The sequence below is a fragment of the Faecalibacillus sp. MSK20_93 genome, from assembly GCF_020589945.1.
Lineage (GTDB): Bacteria > Bacillota_I > Bacilli_A > Erysipelotrichales > Coprobacillaceae > Faecalibacillus > Faecalibacillus intestinalis.
In genome coordinates, this window is sequence record NZ_JAJDKA010000010.1 from 35330 (window position 1) to 52064 (window position 16735).

At 31.7% G+C, this 16735-nt stretch carries 18 protein-coding genes; 7 read left to right on the forward strand and 11 right to left on the reverse strand.

Annotated features, from left to right (window positions below):
* Nucleotides 1-64: 64 nt before the first annotated feature.
* The 3 genes from mnmE to LJD34_RS04880 are packed head-to-tail and all read left to right on the forward strand — an operon-like array spanning nucleotide 65 to nucleotide 2449.
* Nucleotides 65-1399: a tRNA uridine-5-carboxymethylaminomethyl(34) synthesis GTPase MnmE gene (gene mnmE / locus LJD34_RS04870; RefSeq protein WP_227213309.1), complete on the forward strand. Its 1335-nt coding sequence runs from the start codon at nucleotides 65-67 to the stop codon at nucleotides 1397-1399.
* Complete coding sequence (locus LJD34_RS04875; protein WP_227279114.1) at nucleotides 1365-1622, forward strand: hypothetical protein; 258 nt, start codon at nucleotides 1365-1367, stop codon at nucleotides 1620-1622. Before mnmE ends, LJD34_RS04875 begins: the two co-directional genes overlap by 35 nt.
* Before the next feature lie 5 nt (nucleotides 1623-1627).
* A complete protein-coding gene (locus tag LJD34_RS04880; RefSeq protein WP_227359313.1) occupies nucleotides 1628-2449 on the forward strand; it encodes a mechanosensitive ion channel family protein in 822 nt (273 codons plus the stop codon).
* Nucleotides 2450-2871: 422 nt separating this feature from the next.
* Here the strand turns inward: LJD34_RS04880 and LJD34_RS04885 are convergent, their stop codons facing one another.
* Nucleotides 2872-3984 (reverse strand): 5-methyltetrahydropteroyltriglutamate--homocysteine S-methyltransferase, encoded by a 1113-nt coding sequence (locus LJD34_RS04885; protein WP_227359314.1) that lies wholly within the window; start codon nucleotides 3982-3984, stop codon nucleotides 2872-2874.
* 225 nt (nucleotides 3985-4209) lie between these two features.
* On the opposite strand from LJD34_RS04885, the gene LJD34_RS04890 reads away from it, so the two are divergent.
* Nucleotides 4210-4362 (forward strand): hypothetical protein, encoded by a 153-nt coding sequence (locus tag LJD34_RS04890; RefSeq protein WP_155522374.1) that lies wholly within the window; start codon nucleotides 4210-4212, stop codon nucleotides 4360-4362.
* A 93-nt stretch (nucleotides 4363-4455) separates the two neighbouring features.
* Here the strand turns inward: LJD34_RS04890 and LJD34_RS04895 are convergent, their stop codons facing one another.
* The 3 genes from LJD34_RS04895 to LJD34_RS04905 are packed head-to-tail and all read right to left on the reverse strand — an operon-like array spanning nucleotide 4456 to nucleotide 7305.
* Nucleotides 4456-5352: a BglII/BstYI family type II restriction endonuclease gene (locus LJD34_RS04895; protein ID WP_118632175.1), complete on the reverse strand. Its 897-nt coding sequence runs from the start codon at nucleotides 5350-5352 to the stop codon at nucleotides 4456-4458.
* Between the two features lie 28 nt (nucleotides 5353-5380).
* Nucleotides 5381-5812, reverse strand: coding sequence for a very short patch repair endonuclease (locus LJD34_RS04900; protein ID WP_227359315.1), 432 nt, complete (start codon nucleotides 5810-5812; stop codon nucleotides 5381-5383).
* A gap of 2 nt (nucleotides 5813-5814) precedes the next feature.
* Nucleotides 5815-7305, reverse strand: a complete 1491-nt coding sequence (locus LJD34_RS04905; protein ID WP_227359316.1) for a Sau3AI family type II restriction endonuclease — start codon at nucleotides 7303-7305, stop codon at nucleotides 5815-5817.
* Nucleotides 7306-7492: 187 nt separating this feature from the next.
* On the opposite strand from LJD34_RS04905, the gene dcm reads away from it, so the two are divergent.
* The gene (gene dcm / locus LJD34_RS04910; protein WP_227359317.1) at nucleotides 7493-8773 is read left to right on the forward strand and encodes a DNA (cytosine-5-)-methyltransferase; all 1281 of its coding nucleotides are present in this window, start codon (nucleotides 7493-7495) and stop codon (nucleotides 8771-8773) included.
* 135 nt (nucleotides 8774-8908) lie between these two features.
* Nucleotides 8909-9403, forward strand: coding sequence for a hypothetical protein (locus tag LJD34_RS04915; RefSeq protein ID WP_227359318.1), 495 nt, complete (start codon nucleotides 8909-8911; stop codon nucleotides 9401-9403).
* Nucleotides 9404-9521: 118 nt separating this feature from the next.
* Here LJD34_RS04915 and LJD34_RS04920 read toward each other — a convergent pair whose 3' ends face one another.
* The 5 genes from LJD34_RS04920 to LJD34_RS04940 form a co-directional block, all read right to left on the reverse strand.
* Nucleotides 9522-9743 (reverse strand): hypothetical protein, encoded by a 222-nt coding sequence (locus tag LJD34_RS04920; protein ID WP_227359319.1) that lies wholly within the window; start codon nucleotides 9741-9743, stop codon nucleotides 9522-9524.
* The gene (locus tag LJD34_RS04925; RefSeq protein ID WP_009203313.1) at nucleotides 9730-11343 is read right to left on the reverse strand and encodes a recombinase family protein; all 1614 of its coding nucleotides are present in this window, start codon (nucleotides 11341-11343) and stop codon (nucleotides 9730-9732) included. The genes LJD34_RS04920 and LJD34_RS04925 overlap by 14 nt, the downstream gene beginning before the upstream one ends.
* 297 nt (nucleotides 11344-11640) lie before the next feature.
* Nucleotides 11641-12492, reverse strand: a complete 852-nt coding sequence (locus tag LJD34_RS04930; protein ID WP_009203312.1) for a metallophosphoesterase family protein — start codon at nucleotides 12490-12492, stop codon at nucleotides 11641-11643.
* 495 nt (nucleotides 12493-12987) lie between these two features.
* Nucleotides 12988-13224: a helix-turn-helix domain-containing protein gene (locus tag LJD34_RS04935; protein ID WP_005335589.1), complete on the reverse strand. Its 237-nt coding sequence runs from the start codon at nucleotides 13222-13224 to the stop codon at nucleotides 12988-12990.
* Nucleotides 13225-13226: 2 nt separating this feature from the next.
* Entirely contained in the window at nucleotides 13227-13643 is a 417-nt protein-coding gene (locus LJD34_RS04940; RefSeq protein ID WP_005335591.1) for a sigma-70 family RNA polymerase sigma factor, read from the reverse strand.
* Between the two features lie 582 nt (nucleotides 13644-14225).
* Between LJD34_RS04940 and LJD34_RS04945 the strand changes: the two genes are divergently transcribed.
* Entirely contained in the window at nucleotides 14226-14582 is a 357-nt protein-coding gene (locus LJD34_RS04945) for a helix-turn-helix domain-containing protein (RefSeq protein WP_005335595.1), read from the forward strand.
* Here the strand turns inward: LJD34_RS04945 and LJD34_RS04950 are convergent.
* Nucleotides 14579-14962: a metal-dependent transcriptional regulator gene (locus LJD34_RS04950; RefSeq protein WP_005335597.1), complete on the reverse strand. Its 384-nt coding sequence runs from the start codon at nucleotides 14960-14962 to the stop codon at nucleotides 14579-14581. The genes LJD34_RS04945 and LJD34_RS04950 overlap by 4 nt on opposite strands.
* 38 nt (nucleotides 14963-15000) lie before the next feature.
* Nucleotides 15001-16734: an ABC transporter ATP-binding protein gene (locus tag LJD34_RS04955; protein ID WP_009203311.1), complete on the reverse strand. Its 1734-nt coding sequence runs from the start codon at nucleotides 16732-16734 to the stop codon at nucleotides 15001-15003.
* Nucleotide 16735 lies beyond the last annotated feature (1 nt).

The window sequence follows — 16735 nt, forward strand, 5'->3', positions numbered from 1 at the left end:
AGGGAGTTATTTATTGATAAAATCAACAAAATAAGATAGTATCAAAAAGAAAGGTGGTATGAAAATGAATGATGATATTATTGTTGCAGTAGCAACATCAAGACTAGAAGCAGCAATTTCAATTATCCGTTTATCAGGAAAAGATGTTATTGCATTTGTTCAACAGTTTTTTACAGGAAAGATTATAAATAAAGAGAGTCATACCATTACATACGGTTATATAAAAGATAATGGTGAAAAAATAGATGAAGTATTAGTAAATATCTATCGTGGGAAAAGAACTTTTACAGGAGAAGAAATGGTTGAAATCAATTGCCATGGTGGTGTTTATATTACAAATAAAGTAGTTGATCTTTGTTTACATCATGGAGCAAGACTGGCAGAACGTGGTGAATTCAGTAAACGTGCTTTTTTAAATGGACGTATTGATTTATCGCAAGCAGAAGCTATTAGTGATATTATTACGGCTAAAAATAGTTATGCTTCTTCTCTTGCTTTAAAAGGAATTCAAGGAAGTATTAGTCATTTTATTAAAGATTTAAAAGAAGATTTAATTCAAATTATTACGCAAATAGAAGTCAATATTGATTATCCTGAATATGAAGATGTAGAAGAATTAACAGCAGATAAGCTTTTACCAATGTCTACTTCTTTAATTGAAAAGATGAATAAAATCATTGAAGATTCTAAAAATATTAAATTATTAAAAGAGGGAATTCAAACAGCCATCATTGGTAAACCCAACGTTGGTAAATCTAGTTTATTAAATGCGATGTTAAAAGAAGAAAAAGCGATTGTCACAAATATTGCTGGAACAACAAGAGATGTCGTTGAAGGATCAGTAACAGTAGATGGTATTTTATTAAATATGATCGATACAGCAGGAATTAGAGAAACAGATAATATTGTAGAAAGTCTTGGGGTTGAAAAATCAAAAGAAATGATTAAAAAAGCAGATCTTGTTTTATTAGTTATTGATGGAAGTAAAGAACTTGATCAAGAAGATCAAAAGTTACTTGAACTTACAGAAGATACAAATCGTATTATTATTATTAATAAAGCAGATTTAGGTAAGAAAGTTGATTTAGAAGGAATTGAAATATCGGCTAAAGAACAAGATATTTTAGCACTTACTAAAGAAATTAAAAAGAAATTTAATTTAGGACTTATGAGTAATCAAGAAGATTATTATCTTACTAATGCTAGACAAACACAATTATTAGAAAAAGCAGCTTCTTCTTTACAAATAGCAATTGATGCAATGAAGATGTCTATACCATCAGATCTTATTGTAGAAGATCTTTATGATAGTTGGTCTTGTTTAAAAGAAATATTAGGAGAACAAGCAAAAGAAGATTTATTAGATGAATTATTTAAACGCTTTTGCATCGGTAAATAAGATGAATACAAATGAAATATTAGCACAAAGATTTTATCGTTTTTTTAAATATACAAGGAATGTAGCATTAATTGCGTTTATTGTTTTCTTTATATTAAATGCAATTAATACAGGAAATAGTATTTTATATTGGATTTGTTATGGATGTTTAATGGTTTCTATTGTAGGAGCAATGCAATCAGTTTTGTTGTATGTTCTTTCAAAGTATTATAAAAAGAGGTAATTTGAATGGAAAAAATATTTGAACAAATTGATAATTTGTTTGTAAATGGGGTTATTAATGGCATTATTTCAATTGTTATTGCAGGGATTGTTTTAATTGCAATCAATAAATTATTAAATAAGTTTATTAAAAAGAAATGGCCTGATAATTATGTTTTACAAAAAAGAATTAAAAAGATTATTCTCATTACAATCTTTTTAGCAATTATTTGTAGTGAAGTGAAGTTTTTAAAATCATTTGCGACTGCCTTACTTGCATCTGGAGGAATCGTTGCCGTAGTTATTGGACTTGCCAGTCAAGAAGCTGCCGGTAATCTTATTAATGGTGCCATGATTATGGCTTATAAGCCTTATAAGATTGGTGATTTTATTGTTGTTACAGGGCATAATGTTAGAGGAACTGTTATTGATATTTCACTTAGACATAGTGTTATTGAAACATTAGAAAAGACACAAATGATTGTTCCTAATGATATTATGAATAAAGCAATTATAGAAAATATTTCACAAATCGAACATGTTAAAGCAAATTATCTTTATATCGATATTTCTTATGAAAGTGATATAGATCAAGCAATCAAAGTGATTCAAGATCTTGTTGTAAAACATCCTTTATTCATCGATGGAAGAAAAGATAAAAAGGATTCATTAGTCCCTGTGATTGTTTCTGATTTAAAAGATAGCAGTATTCAATTAAGAGCAACAATCACTAGTGAAGATAATGTACAAGGATTCCAGTTACTTGCCGATATTCGTAAAGATTTAGTGACTGAATTTAAAAAGGAAGGTATTGAAATACCTTACCCTCATATGCATATTGTAAAATAGTATACGCCTATGTATTACAAAACAAAAAAAGGAGAAAACATGGATTACCAATGTTATTCTCCTTTTCTTTTTATAAGAACTGTTAAAGATTATTTATTTACAATATTGACGATTCAAGAAAGATAACTTATTATAAATACATAATTTGACATTAGAATATGTACAAATTATAAAAATCAGGTACAACTCTTGGTTTCTCTGCTGCGGAGAGTTTAAATATGAGTAGAATAAGAATTAGTTGTAGGACTTTGAATATCAGAGTCCTTTTTATTAGAAAAAATATAAATCAATTAAAAAGCACCTGATTTAATCAAGTGCTTAAACATTAGCGCATAGGCTGCAATAATAATCATAGGGGTAATCCTTCTATATGGTTGTATTGTATGATATAAAGTCAATGTAATAAAAAAGAAATATGAGGATTATCCCCATACTTCTTCAGCGATTTCTTTTACAAGTTTAAGTTTAGCCCATTGTTGTTCTTCTGTTAATTTATTACCAATTTCACATGAAGCAAAACCACATTGAGGACTTAAATATAAACGTTCTAAAGGAATATATTTAGTTGCTTCATAGATTCTTCTTTTAACAAGTTCTTTATCTTCTAAATCAGGTTTCTTTGTTGTAATAAGACCTAAAACAACTTTCTTATCTCCTGATACTTTCTTTAATGGAGCAAAACCACCAGAACGATGATCATCATATTCTAAGAAATAAGCATCTACATTTTCTTCACCAAAGAGTAAATCAGCAACACCATCATAAGCTCCTGAACTAAAGTAAGTAGAATGATAATTTCCTCTACATACATGAGTATTAATTGTTAGATCTTCAGGTGCACTTGCAACAACTTTATTATTTAAATCTAATAATAGTTGTTTATATTTTTCTAATTCTTCCCCTTTTCTTCCTGTTAAACTTACAGCAAGTTCAGGATTAACCATACCACCCCATACACAATCATCAAATTGTAATTGACGGCATCCAGCATGATAAATTTCTTGAACAAATTCATTGTATGCTTTAACAACATCATCCCCAAAAGCTTCTTCACTACCATAGAAACCTAATGTTTTATCTAATAAATCAGCTCCTGTAAAGAAAGCGTAGAATTGACCTGGTGAAGGAATTGTTTGTTTAGCTACAGTATTTTCATCTTCTAATGCTTTCACAAATTTAAAGTGTTCAACAAAAGGATGATCTTTACAAGAAATCTTTCCTGTCATATAAGTATCATCAATCATAGCTGCTTCTCCATCAAATGTTTGATTGCCATCTACAGTCTTTTTATGTTCAACCCCTTCAAATCCCCACATAAAGTCTAAATGCCAAGTAGAACGTCTAAATTCACCATCTGTGATAGTATGATAACCTAACTCTTTAAGTTTATTTACAAGTTCTACAATACATTCATCTTCTACTTTAGTAAGTTCTTCTTTAGTTATATTATTTAATTCATAATTTTTTCTAGCTTCTTTTAATCTTTCAGGACGTAAAAAACTTCCTACAAATTCATATCTATTTAATTGATTCATATCATTCATTCCTTTCAAACTATGTCTTTATTTTATCAATCAAAACATAGTTTGAATAATACAAATAATAGCTACTTAGATATAGTTTTAAACTATATTCACCATTGTGCATAATGCACAAATGTATGCAATATTCTCATAACCTCAACACATATAATTTTTATACTTTCTTACATATAATATAAGTAACAAAAGGGATATAAAATACTAAGGAGGAACAAAAACATGTGTGTAAACTACTATTCATATTTAACAACTAATCAAGCAGATTCTCAACCAGGTTGGGCTAAAAAAGACAGATTCGATTCGAGCAACACAACATTATCAAAAATTAAAAATCACGTTGTTAAAAACTATTTCTCTAAACTATTTAAATAATATATAATATTGAAAAACCTGCACGAGATGCAGGTTTTTTAGTGGTGTTTAAATATCAGTTAATAATATGTTCGTTATATCAACATGCATTGATTATTTATTTTCATATTTAGATATGATTTTTTCTATATCAATTTTAGAAATAAAATCCTTAAGATTAAAATATTTTTCTTTTTGAGATGGACTTAATTTTTTGTAAACAGTATTAGGAATTATTTTTACTTCTATATTTTTTATTTTAATAGAATTATTGATTATATTTCCATCGATTACTATATTATTTTCTTCAAAAGGTATATTTTTTTCTTTTAAAATTTCAGTAATATATTTAACCTTCGTTTTTGTGTTTTTAGGAAGAGTGTTTTCAGGCGATAAATCTGCGTTATTATATATTGTCTTATTATGAATAGAATAATTATCTAAAGACTCTAAACCAATGATCATTATAGGAACAGTTAATTGATTTTGCATAGGTTTTAGATGTTGAAGGTATTTTTCATAGCTGCCAATAGCTCCATCAAACCCACCGGTTCTTTTAAAGTCGTCAGTTGCACAAATTATTACACCTGCAGAAGTGTTGATAGCTTTTTCTACGTGATTCAATTCACTGGCAAGCACTAATTTTATTAAGTTCCATGCAACAGCACTTCCGTGATTAAAAGCAACTTCTATTGCAATTTCTGGTGATGCAAAATCTATTGTCCATGGATTTTTATCATTTGTACTTGATGGTCTATATTCACTTTCATTAAAAATAGGAACTTGCGAATGCCAGTGTTTCTTTTTTGTTAATTTTTCATCAATCAATGTATTTATTGGCTCTGAAAAGCTCTTAATATCATTTCTTGTGGAATTATTAAAATATGTGCATATTTCTTCTTCTGTAATATTATCTAAAACATTAAGTATTTGGGAATAATCTTCTTTATATTTCTCATCATTTTCAAAAATAACTTCAGCATTTCTAAATGAATATTTTTTGTATTTCATATTTTCTCCTTAATTAAAGTATTAAAAATTATTGATTATTTATATCATCAATTAAACAAATAACCTCTTCTACACATTGATTGCAGTATTTTATTACGTCATTACTCCAAAAGTGTATAGGATACCATTCCATTTGCCTTAGTAATTTATCATTTTTTAAATCTCTATCAATATTTTCTTGTATTTTTTCAATCCAGTAATCTTTATTATTTTTTAATTTAGTCTTTCTTTGTTCAAAATCTTTACCATGCCAAAATTCACCATCTATAAAAATTGCTATTCTATATTTAGTTAAAGCAATATCTGGTGAGCCAGGTAATTCTTTATAATTTAATCTATATCTATACCCTTTATGCCATAAAGATTTAGCTAACATAACTTCTGCAGAATTCTTTTTTGTTTTAACATGAGACATTCTTTTAGAAATTTCAGGAGATGTTTCTAATTTTTGGTGCTTCATAGTTATTTATATTTTAATTGTTTAAGAATGTAATCATTATTGATCCAAAAGCTATGTGTGGTCATCCATTGGCCATCTGGTAATTCGTTTGCATCTCTTTGAATATTTCCTTGAGTGTACCCATCTTTTAATTTAAAAGCAGCTTTTTGAGCATGTGGCCGTATATGTATGATAGGATTATCTGATTTTTTGGGTAAATCATTTTTTATACGATTGTTTGTTTTTATAAATGATACGCCAGTTATGATTTTTTCTTGGATAGCTATCCAACCATCTTTTACTGTTTCTTCTAAATCTCTATAAGGCATGTTCCACATTTGTGCGCCTAGGAGATTGTAAGTTTCTCCATTTGATTTAAAGACAACAAATAAGAATTTTGTTGTTGAAAAGTATTCATGAATATAAGAAGTGTCCCAAGTTTCATTTGCTAAATCTTTATATTTAAACGATGGAAAAGACATATTTTCTCTATTTTTACCATTCTCTTCTAATCGAATAGCTTTTACTTTAATATTAGCTTTTTCAAATTCTTCAGCGTGATTTCCTTTGATGCCTAGCATTCTAAAACATAAATCAATCCATTGAGATTTATTATTATTATATTCTCTATCAAATAATGAACATAGCTCTTTATCTGTTTTATTTTTATAACGGTCAATTTTGCTAATAATGATTTGCTCGAATGATAAATGTTTAAGTTCATCTATATTTTTGATAATGGATTCATTTTCTAATTTATGAGTCAGTACGTAATCTTGTAATACGTGTGTCATATAACTATTTTTTAAGCAAAATGCTCTTCTTTTTGCAGGAATATGATTTCCATAATATTGCTCACGCCAACTATTTTGTGCAGTACTTCCTTTGGTACATGCACCTAAATAATAAGTATCACTTTCACTTAGTTCATGGGCTTTTCCTTCTTTGATTTTTTGAGTAATAACTTTGTAATCATTAATAATAATTTCTAAATCTTCAGGAGGTGGCGTAAATAAATTTACATATTTAATTTGGTTGTCTAATCTGTTTTTTGACTTATCTCTTATGTATTGAACGAGAAGTATTTTATTGATTTTTTCATATACATGACTTTTATAAAAATCATCTTCAACAGGATCTTTATAAGAAATCATTGTAATAACTAATCGTTCGCCAGCAGTTAAAGTACCATCTTTCTTTATATCAATAGGAGTTTGTTTGATTTCTACACCTATTTTATCTAAGTCAGCATTTTGATTAGAATTAGGCTCATATCCAAAGTAGAATTTTTCAATAAAGTTACCTAACTGCCCCTTTGCATTATTTAAAGTTAATAGCTTGTCGTTTTTTAAACTATTTATAAATTTTTCTGATCTATTCATTTTATTGCCATTATCTGCTTCTAAAATATATTTTTTGCATAAATTAAGGATATCTCTAAAAGTAGAGTTTTCCATTTTTTTAGCATAATTTAAAACGCTATTTAAATCAGTATCATCATAATCAAAAAGCATTTTCATCACCTCTTTTGCTAGTCTTTATCATATAAAAATATTATACAATTTTAATAAAAGAAACTCGACAATTATATTAAAAAAAACTTGATCGACTTGACTCAAAATGTTATTATATGTTATAGTAATGCGTCAAAATACGAAGTGCTGGACATTTTTTTATAAAAGGGAAGGAAAAGTCAGAAAAATGAGGAAAGATGTAATAGAATTATTTGCTGGTGTTGGTGGATTTAGAGTTGGATTAAATGATATTCATGAATTTGATGAAAATGGTGTTGCAATAGAAAACAGAGATTGGAATTTTGTATGGTCAAATCAATGGGAACCATCTACAAGAGTTCAACATGCTTTTGAATGCTATCAAACAAGATTTGATTTGCATGAGTCAGATGATGAAAACAATCCACTTCATTGGTGTAATAAAGATATTTCAACTGTTCCTGCAAATATCATTCCTAATCATTCATTACTTGTCGGAGGATTTCCCTGCCAAGACTATTCTGTAGCTAGATCTTTATCAGGGGAAAAAGGTATTAAAGGTAAAAAAGGTGTTCTATTTTGGGAAATATCTAGGATATTAAAAGAAAAGAATACACCTTTTGTTTTGTTGGAAAATGTGGACAGGTTATTAAAATCACCAGCAAGTCAACGTGGTCGTGACTTTGGTATTATGTTAAGAACATTCTATGATTTAGGATATAATGTGGAATGGAGAGTTATTAATGCTGCTGAATATGGATGTGCTCAAAAAAGAAGAAGAACTTTTATATTTGCTTGGAAAAGAAATTTAAATTATAATGCTATATCGCAAAATACCCCTTTTCAAATTATGTATAATGTAGGATTGTTTGCAAGAAATTACCCTATAGAAAATAATGCTATTAAAAATAATAATGTGAATCAAGATATTGATTTAACAATATATACAGATACAGTAGAAATGACAGAAAAATTTAAAACTCCTTTTTACAATACTGGAGTAATGATAAATGGAATTGTAAATACTTTTGATTCATTTCCTATTGTTGAGCCTTTTATTTCGATGCGAGAAGTGAGAGAAAATAGAGCGGGATTAAATGAATATTTTTTAACCGATATACAAAGGGAAAAATTTGAAATTTTAAGAGGAAGTAAAAAAATCTTAAGGACAAAACCAAATGGAGAGACATACTATTATTCTGAAGGAAGTATGGCATTTCCGGATTCTCTTGATTTACCAGGTAGAACAATGTTGACGAGTGAAGCTTCAATCAATAGAAGTACTCATGTCATAGAAGATGAAGAAACAGGTAATTTAAGATTTATTACCCCCGTTGAAGCAGAAAGATTGCAATCATTTCCTGATAATTGGACAAACACAGGAATGCCCTTAAAAAGACGCTATTTTATGATGGGAAATGCGTTAGTTACGCAAATTATTAATCGTCTTGAAAATGATTTAGCAAATATAATAATTAATGAGCCATAAAAAATAGCATTTAAAGTTTGAGATTATATCTTACTTTAGATGCTATTTTAATTTTGATATGTGAAATAAATAGGAACTAATATAATATTGCGGTACAATAAGGTTAGGTATAATCATAGGAAAGGAAAAAGAAAAATGCGAACATTATCTCAAATTTCATCAATTGCAACATTAATTTTATTTATTTTTTATTTTATTGGGAGAGCTTGGACATTGCTTAAAGATATAAAATATCCAAATTTATATATGACATTAGATATGAAGGATAAGGATGAATATGATGAATTTGATATAGATTTAGATGGTAATGATATTATTTTAGCTAAATATACTCAAGATATTAGATGGCTTAAAATTTCAAAAGTTAAATGGAAAAGTGATTTCAAATCTTATACAGTTTCAAAAGAGTTAAAAAAAATAAATTATGTTTCAGCTAATAAAGAAATAACTATATGTGTTAATGTTCCAGAAGGAATTCCTGATAAAATTTTACAATTTGAATTAGCAAGTGGAATACAAGGAGAATTACTTATTGGAAGTGATGGGAGACAAAATAGTGAAGGAGTTTCAGTTTCGAATATTAAGTTAAAAAAGACATTAAAGGCATGGATTTATTATATGGTAAGATAATATAACTAGAATTTTTATGGTTTATAAGAACTGAAATATTAAAAAGTGTATTTTCTTAATAGTTAGGTAAATCATTTAAAACAAAAAGGAACGATATGCTTTACATCGTTCCTCTGTTTTAATACTTAATTCTAAAATAATCCAGATAAGCTTTATATCTATCTTGAGCAGCGAGACAAGTATCTACTAAATAATCTCTTTCATTATGCCATTCCTTTAATCCTCGATAGTAGAACATTTTTAAATTATCTTCGATAATGAATGGTACAATATTGTATTTTAAACATTCTTTAAACATAATTAATCTACCAATTCTACCATTACCATCATGCAATACCACATTGGGACTCACAAAGAAATCTATAATTGATTTCCACTTTTTGAGTACGTTCTTTGCCGGTTCCCTCTGCTTGATACACATATATACTGTCAATCAGTTCAACCAGCATAGAACGGTTTAACTCTGTTACATTTTCATACTTGCGTATGGTTTCTAAAAATTTGTTTGTATTTTTCGTCTTGTAGTCCTCGGCTTCGATTTTCTCTTTTAATGCCTTACGCCTTTCTTCAAGTTCTCTCTGCTCATTTTCATAAGTTACAGACATTTTCTCAAAACGTCCATCAGAAATCTTTCCTGCTACATTCTGCTCAAACAGCTTCATTATGATACTGTCAATTTCAGCAATACGCTTTTCTGCCAGTTCCAATTCCTGTTTAAACTGCTTGATTTTCTTACCGCCGCCGGATTCACTCAACACCCTCATTTCTTCAATGAACTGGTCGCCTAATGTTTCCATATTCTTGATATGCTTTTGAATGTCGTCCATGACAATCTTCACTAATGCGTCATAGGAAATTGCATGAGTTGTGCAGAGGTTGCTGTTTCTGGCATATGTCCTGCAACGAAATCTCGGCTCTCTCCCGTTTGGATTGGAGAACGCCATATTGCGTCCACAGTCCGGGCATTTTACAAGCCCCACAAACATATTTGGTCGTCCAGTCTTATTTGGTCTTTTCTTTACACTGATGAATTTCTGTACCAGTTCAAAGGTTTCTTCATCAATGATAGCTTCATGGGTGTTTTTTACAACAATCCAATCTTCCTTAGGAACCGCTACCAGTTTTCTGTTCTTGAATGATTTTGTCTGTGTCTTGTGCGATACCATATGACCGAGATACACTTGATTTTCCAAAATCATCTTAACATTTTTTCCAACCCAGTCGGTAGGGAATCGGAACCCTGTGCTTGTTTCCAGCGTGCCATTCTTCATTGCTCTGTAGGCTCTCGGAATCAAAATCTTTTCTTCACACAATGTTCTTGCTATCTGATGAACACTGTTTCCCTGTTTCGACATTTCAAAAATACGCTTGACGATAGGCGCTGTTTCCGGGTCTATCAGTAGTTTACGCTTATTGTTCGGGTCAACCCTATAACCATACGGAGCGAATGAACCGCAGAACCCGCCACTTAAAGCAGTTGTTTTCTTGACGCTTCGGATTTTCTTTGAGGTATCACGTGCATAATACTCATTCATAATAGATTTGAATGGCATCATCTCGTTATCCTCATATCTTGTGTCAACATCATCATTCAGTGCGATAAAGAGAATGTCATTGTTCGGGAAGATTTCTTCCACGTAATACATGAACATGGCATTGTTGCGACCGAACCTTGACATATCCTTTACCATGATTCCACTAGGCTGTGTATCTTCCATAGCGTCCTCAATCATGCGGTTTAAATCCGGTCTGTTGAATGTTGTGCCGGAATAGCCATCATCTACATACTCGTCAATGATTTCAAATCCTTTTTCCTTTGAATAATATCGGAGCATTTGCAACTGGTTTGTGATACTGTTGCTTTCTTTATCAGCGTCACCATCATCTTTGGATAAACGTGCATATAATCTAACTCTTAATCTTGCTTGCTGTTTCGTCATTTTTACTCCTTTCCAACAGCAAACAAACAACTTATATCCTGTTAATATTATACCACGCTACTTAATTATTTTCAGCCGCTTATTACACTGTTCTCAATTTAATATCCATTGTTTTCCTGCTCGATTTCCTTTTGAATCAGCCTTTTAATCAAATGCTGCAAATCCACTGTACCGGAGAACACTGACGTTACATAAAAGGTCGTATTTCCTATTTTTATTGTATTGGACTGTACTGTTTTTCCTATAATCCCACCTCATTTCTTCCAACAAAAAAACACCATTTCTGGTGTCTTTCTGCTAATCTACACTGATTACTTTGCGTTCATACTTCTTTTCCTGCAAATCAATCTCCGCATAAACCATGTATTTGTCATTAAGTTCCGTCTGTCCAGTCTGAATACAGGTTGTCTGATGAATCTGGTTTATCCACTTTCCTTTCTCTGTGTCAGGACTTTCATGTATATGTCCGTGCAGAGAAAGAAGTGGCTGTTTTTCTTTCAGAAATTCGTAAATATCAACAGAGCATATATCCAAATCTTGATAGCGCAACTGTCCTAATCTCAATCCCGCAGGCGGCATGTGCATAACGTAAACCGCTTTTTGTCTATCGTCCGGCAATGGAAGTTTCTTCAGCACATCACACATATGCGGTAATTCTGTTCTGGAATATTCCAGCCAGTTGTAAATCCTGTCATAATCAACAGCATTAGAGATTCCGGCTACAGGACTTAACTGACGCTGCGGAATATAATGTGTTTCTGTAACAACCCTGTCTTTACAACCGAACGGATGGTCTAAAATATAGTTCATGCCGATAAATTCATATCCATTGACAGAAAATTTCCTACCAGCTATATTGCAGACATTTTCAAATCTGTCGCAAAGATTGTCAAACATTTCATCTGCTGCCAGTAAATCATCATTTCCAAGCATGGCAAGGTATGTGATGTCCTGCTTTTTCAGTTCCTCAAAATATTCATCAAGGAATCCATTGATAAAAAACGATTGCTCACTGTGGCGGTCACATTGTTTTGGTAACATATCCCCGCCATTTACAATGACTTTGATTTCCTTTTCAATGGCTACGTCCAGAATCTTTCTGTACTTCTTTTTATCTCCGTGTAAATCTGTAACATACAATATCTTCATATCACTTTCTACCCCTTTTAATACAGCATTTCTTCCTAATCATAGTTAAAAGTATACCATATCAGAGATAGATTATCAGCAGCTTATATCTGACATACAGACTGCAAAATTTTTGCCTTATGCACCTCCTTTACTGTGTGTTTCCGAAGCAGTCAGATGGCTTTGGAAGCTCCACTGGACTTTCACCATTCTCATTCCTATGAGCAGAACCGCACCATGCGAGTGTATCATTATTCAGATATACAGGTCATGGCAGAACGACCATTCCACAAGTCGCTCTCGGATCATTGCATGAATCGCTCGCTTTTTTAGGTCATGGCGTACAATTTCCGCTGGCTCGCTGCATATCAAACGTATCTGACTGCTTTATTCAGTTGTCAAAGAACTACCGACTGTATTTGCCAGTCTATGAAAATCCACTACCTAGATAATGGACTTTCATAGATTGACAAGCGGAGCAGAGGAAAGGGGAAAATGCTCCGCCCGTCTGAATGATTAGATTACGACTATCTCAAAGTTTGCAATCATATCCATGACTGCTGCCTGTATTCTGCCTTTTAATTCAGAATCCACTACCATGTAGACGTTACCGTATTCGTCATACAATTTGCGTAAGCTCAACTTTGATATGTACCCGTCATAGAAATCCAAGATTTCCTGTATTGCAGTTTCATCACCATTCGTAGCCGCCACAATCACAGCAAACGGTATATGTTTTTGGTCTTTGTCCATGCTTATTCCTCCTCCATCATTTTTCGTAATTCTTCCAGAGTGCTTGTCCTGTGACGGTAAACAGTAGTGCGTACCACGTTCATAAGCTCTCCGATTTCTGCGTCAGACATATCCATAAAGTATGACAACAAAATGATATTGCGTTTTCTCTCTGGCAAACATTTGAGTGCTTTGCTTAACTGGTCGTCAGATACTTGTACTTCCATGCCAAGAACATTGAACGCTGTATAATCGCTGGAATACTTGTCATAAACGCCTGCTTTGTTCAATTCCAAATCTGAAATTTCAGAAAACGGAACTTCATGTTTCAAGCGTCTTGAAATATCACGGTTATACTTCATTGCTGCTCTTTTAATGACTTTCTTTGTAAGGCAATCAAACTGTGCTTGAATAGCCTGTTGGAAAGAAGATGACTTCATGCTGATTCACCTCCTTTCTGCGTGAGAGTAGATGAGGGTGTTTTCCCTCTATCCCCCTTTCCGCACAGTAGCTACCCACGCAGCAGCTATTTGTTGCGTTTTCAGAAATGAACTTGAAAAATATTTTTACGCACGAAAAAAGCACAAGAGAAAAGGCTGTATAGCGTTCTTGTGCTTTATCATTTGTACCTGTTATATGATGTAAAAAACCACATTCAAGGGTGTATTGTCCTGCTATGGTAATTTCAGTTTTTTTGACAATAAAGGGTATGTCATAAAATGTCGATTATGAGATTCTTTCAATGCGGCTACCTCCTAGAGCCGCAAAACAAAAAAAACCTTATATGATTTATCCACCGAATTGAGGAAAAAGAAAAACGGCGGCTTTATCTTGACCGCCATCAAATCAGAAATATTTTTGGATAAGCAAAAAGGTTACTGCCGATAACGGTTTTTTTTATTTACCGTATAACAGTAATTTTGTTCTTTTAACACACTAGGAACTGACAAACCATATAACACGTTTTTCTATACCTGTTAGAAAATCAACAGGAACAGTAAAATGTATTGAGGTGATTACATATGCGTAAAAAAGAAGATAAGTACGATTTCAGAGCTTTTGGTCTTGCCATCAAAGAAGCTCGTATGAAACAGGGTCTAACCCGTGAACAAGTGGGAGCAATGATTGAGATTGACCCACGTTATCTGACAAATATTGAAAATAAGGGGCATCACCCAAGTTTACAAGTGCTTTATGACATTGTTCATTTATTGAATGTATCAGTAGACGCTTTTTTTCTTCCTGCTTCTGATCTGGCGAAAAGCACCAGAAGAATACAGTTAGAAAAGCAGCTTGATAACCTGTCTGATAAAGATTTAGTTATCATGGAAAGTGTCGCTGACGGAATTATTAAATCTAGGGAAGTGGAGGAAGATTAAACTTCCTCTTTTTCACTCCCTATACGAGTTGATTCTTTTAATTTTTGAAAACACTCGTCACTGATTACGTGTTCCAGTTTGCAAGCGTCTGATTCTGCTAGTTTTGGGTCTACACCCATTTCTGTAAGATATTTTGTAAAAAAGCAATGTCGCTCATAAATTTTCTCAGCCATAGCCTGCCTACTGTCTGTTAAAAGCAATTGACCATTATTATCCATTAGTAGGAATCCTTGTGTTTTAAGTTGCTTTACTGCATGACTTACACGAGGCTTTGAAAATCCCATATAATCAGCCACATCAATAGAGCGAACCATGCCTTTTTTGATTTTAAGTATAAGTATTGTTTCTAAATAATCTTCTAATGACTTTCCCAATGTCACATTATTATCACCTCTTAAATATTTGATTCAATCAGTTTTTAAATTGTCCACCCAAGACTTTCTTGCTGAATATGATACAATTTTTGATATACACCTTTTTTCTTCATCAATTCATTATGTGTGCCATATTCAACTAATTTGCCATCATCTAATACTAATATTTGGTCTGCGTCTACAACTGTTCTTAAACGGTGAGCAATCATAATTACTGTTTTGTTTTCAACCAATTGAGCTATAGCCTTTTGCACTAAAACTTCGTTCTCCGGGTCAAGAGAAGCAGTTGCTTCATCTAAAAAAATAATTGAAGCATTTTTTAATAAAGCACGTGCAATAGATATTCTTTGTCTTTCACCACCAGATAATGTACTACCATTTTCACCTAAAACAGTTTGATAACCGTATGGCATATTACGCACAAATTCATCACAGTATGCAGCTTTAGCAGCCGCCATAACTTCTTCCTCTGTGGCGTTAGGGTTTCCAATACTGATATTGTTAAAAACAGTATCATTAAATAATGTTACGTCTTGAAATACAAAAGCCATTTTTCGCATAAGACTTTCTGGCTCCATTGTTCGTATATCTTTACCACCAACACGAATTGTACCTTTCTGTATATCCCAAAATCTTGCAATCAATTTTGAAATTGTACTTTTCCCGCTTCCAGATGAACCTACCAATGCGGTGATACTTCCTTGTGGAATTTTACAAGTCACATCTTTAATGACATCTTTTGTATTATATCTGAATGTAACATGTTCCAACTCTATATCACAATTTTCAATTTCTTTATCATTTCCTTGCATTACAGATGTACTTAAAAGAGTACGCATTCTTTCTGTAACAACATTAAGATTTAGTAATGTAGTTAATTGTGAAAGAATCGCAAGAATTGGTCCATATATACGAGTAACCATCAAAAAGAACATTAGTAATGGGAGCAGTTCTATTTCACCTTTAACTAACAACATTGTTCCAACAAAAATGACAATACCAATTCCGGCTTGCAAAATCATGCTTGCACTCGACATAAATACGCCACAAATCATTTCTACTTTCACAGCAATCTTTTTCATAGATAATAATGCTTTGTTAAGAGCAGAAAAGTGAGAACCACTTAAATTACATGATTTAATAATTTTCATTCCCTCAAGGTATTCTTGTACTTGACTAGAAGCGTCTAGCTTTGCTTGTACTTGTCGTTCAAATAATTTTTTCTGATAGTTCTTACTTAACCAAATTATCAAAAATGCAACTGGCAGCGTAATATACATACATAACGCTAAACGCCAATCAAAGAAAGCAAGTAAAATACAAGTAAGAGTAACAGTAATACCATTTGCAATGAGAGGTGGAATTGTACTACTTAACATTGATTCCATGCTGCTACAATCAGACATCATGTTAGTTGTCAATTCTGACAAATCCTTTGTATTGAAGAAACTCATTGGTAATTTTCTTAAATGCTCTGCAATATTAAGTCTTGTTTTATTTGATTCTTGATAAGACGCAATGTATGTCTTTCTATAATCATTTCTTGCTGCTAAAAACACCAAAACAGCAGAAACAACTCCAATTCCCCAAAGCAACCATATATGATTCCATGCAATTTGCTTTCCTACATACGGGTTCAGTAATTCATTAAATAACATTACTGTAACACAAAACGGTAGCATTAAGGCTAGATTTGTTATCGTACAAGCAACAATAGCTTTTTTTAAATCTTTATAACCTTTATCTGATAGAAAAAGAAACTCTTTTAGTTTTTTCATC

Coding starts and splice junctions, on each gene's coding strand:
- LJD34_RS04875 (WP_227279114.1), top strand. CDS start 1,365: ATGAATTATTTAAACGCTTTTGCATCGGTAAATAAGATGAATACAAAT.
- mnmE (WP_227213309.1), top strand. CDS start 65: ATGAATGATGATATTATTGTTGCAGTAGCAACATCAAGACTAGAAGCA.
- LJD34_RS04925 (WP_009203313.1), bottom strand. CDS start 11,343: ATGACGAAACAGCAAGCAAGATTAAGAGTTAGATTATATGCACGTTTA.
- LJD34_RS04945 (WP_005335595.1), top strand. CDS start 14,226: ATGCGTAAAAAAGAAGATAAGTACGATTTCAGAGCTTTTGGTCTTGCC.
- LJD34_RS04935 (WP_005335589.1), bottom strand. CDS start 13,224: ATGGACAAAGACCAAAAACATATACCGTTTGCTGTGATTGTGGCGGCT.
- LJD34_RS04930 (WP_009203312.1), bottom strand. CDS start 12,492: ATGAAGATATTGTATGTTACAGATTTACACGGAGATAAAAAGAAGTAC.
- LJD34_RS04905 (WP_227359316.1), bottom strand. CDS start 7,305: ATGCTTTTTGATTATGATGATACTGATTTAAATAGCGTTTTAAATTAT.
- LJD34_RS04900 (WP_227359315.1), bottom strand. CDS start 5,812: ATGAAGCACCAAAAATTAGAAACATCTCCTGAAATTTCTAAAAGAATG.
- LJD34_RS04895 (WP_118632175.1), bottom strand. CDS start 5,352: ATGAAATACAAAAAATATTCATTTAGAAATGCTGAAGTTATTTTTGAA.
- LJD34_RS04890 (WP_155522374.1), top strand. CDS start 4,210: ATGTGTGTAAACTACTATTCATATTTAACAACTAATCAAGCAGATTCT.
- LJD34_RS04955 (WP_009203311.1), bottom strand. CDS start 16,734: ATGAAAAAACTAAAAGAGTTTCTTTTTCTATCAGATAAAGGTTATAAA.
- LJD34_RS04880 (WP_227359313.1), top strand. CDS start 1,628: ATGGAAAAAATATTTGAACAAATTGATAATTTGTTTGTAAATGGGGTT.
- LJD34_RS04915 (WP_227359318.1), top strand. CDS start 8,909: ATGCGAACATTATCTCAAATTTCATCAATTGCAACATTAATTTTATTT.
- LJD34_RS04940 (WP_005335591.1), bottom strand. CDS start 13,643: ATGAAGTCATCTTCTTTCCAACAGGCTATTCAAGCACAGTTTGATTGC.
- dcm (WP_227359317.1), top strand. CDS start 7,493: ATGAGGAAAGATGTAATAGAATTATTTGCTGGTGTTGGTGGATTTAGA.
- LJD34_RS04885 (WP_227359314.1), bottom strand. CDS start 3,984: ATGAATCAATTAAATAGATATGAATTTGTAGGAAGTTTTTTACGTCCT.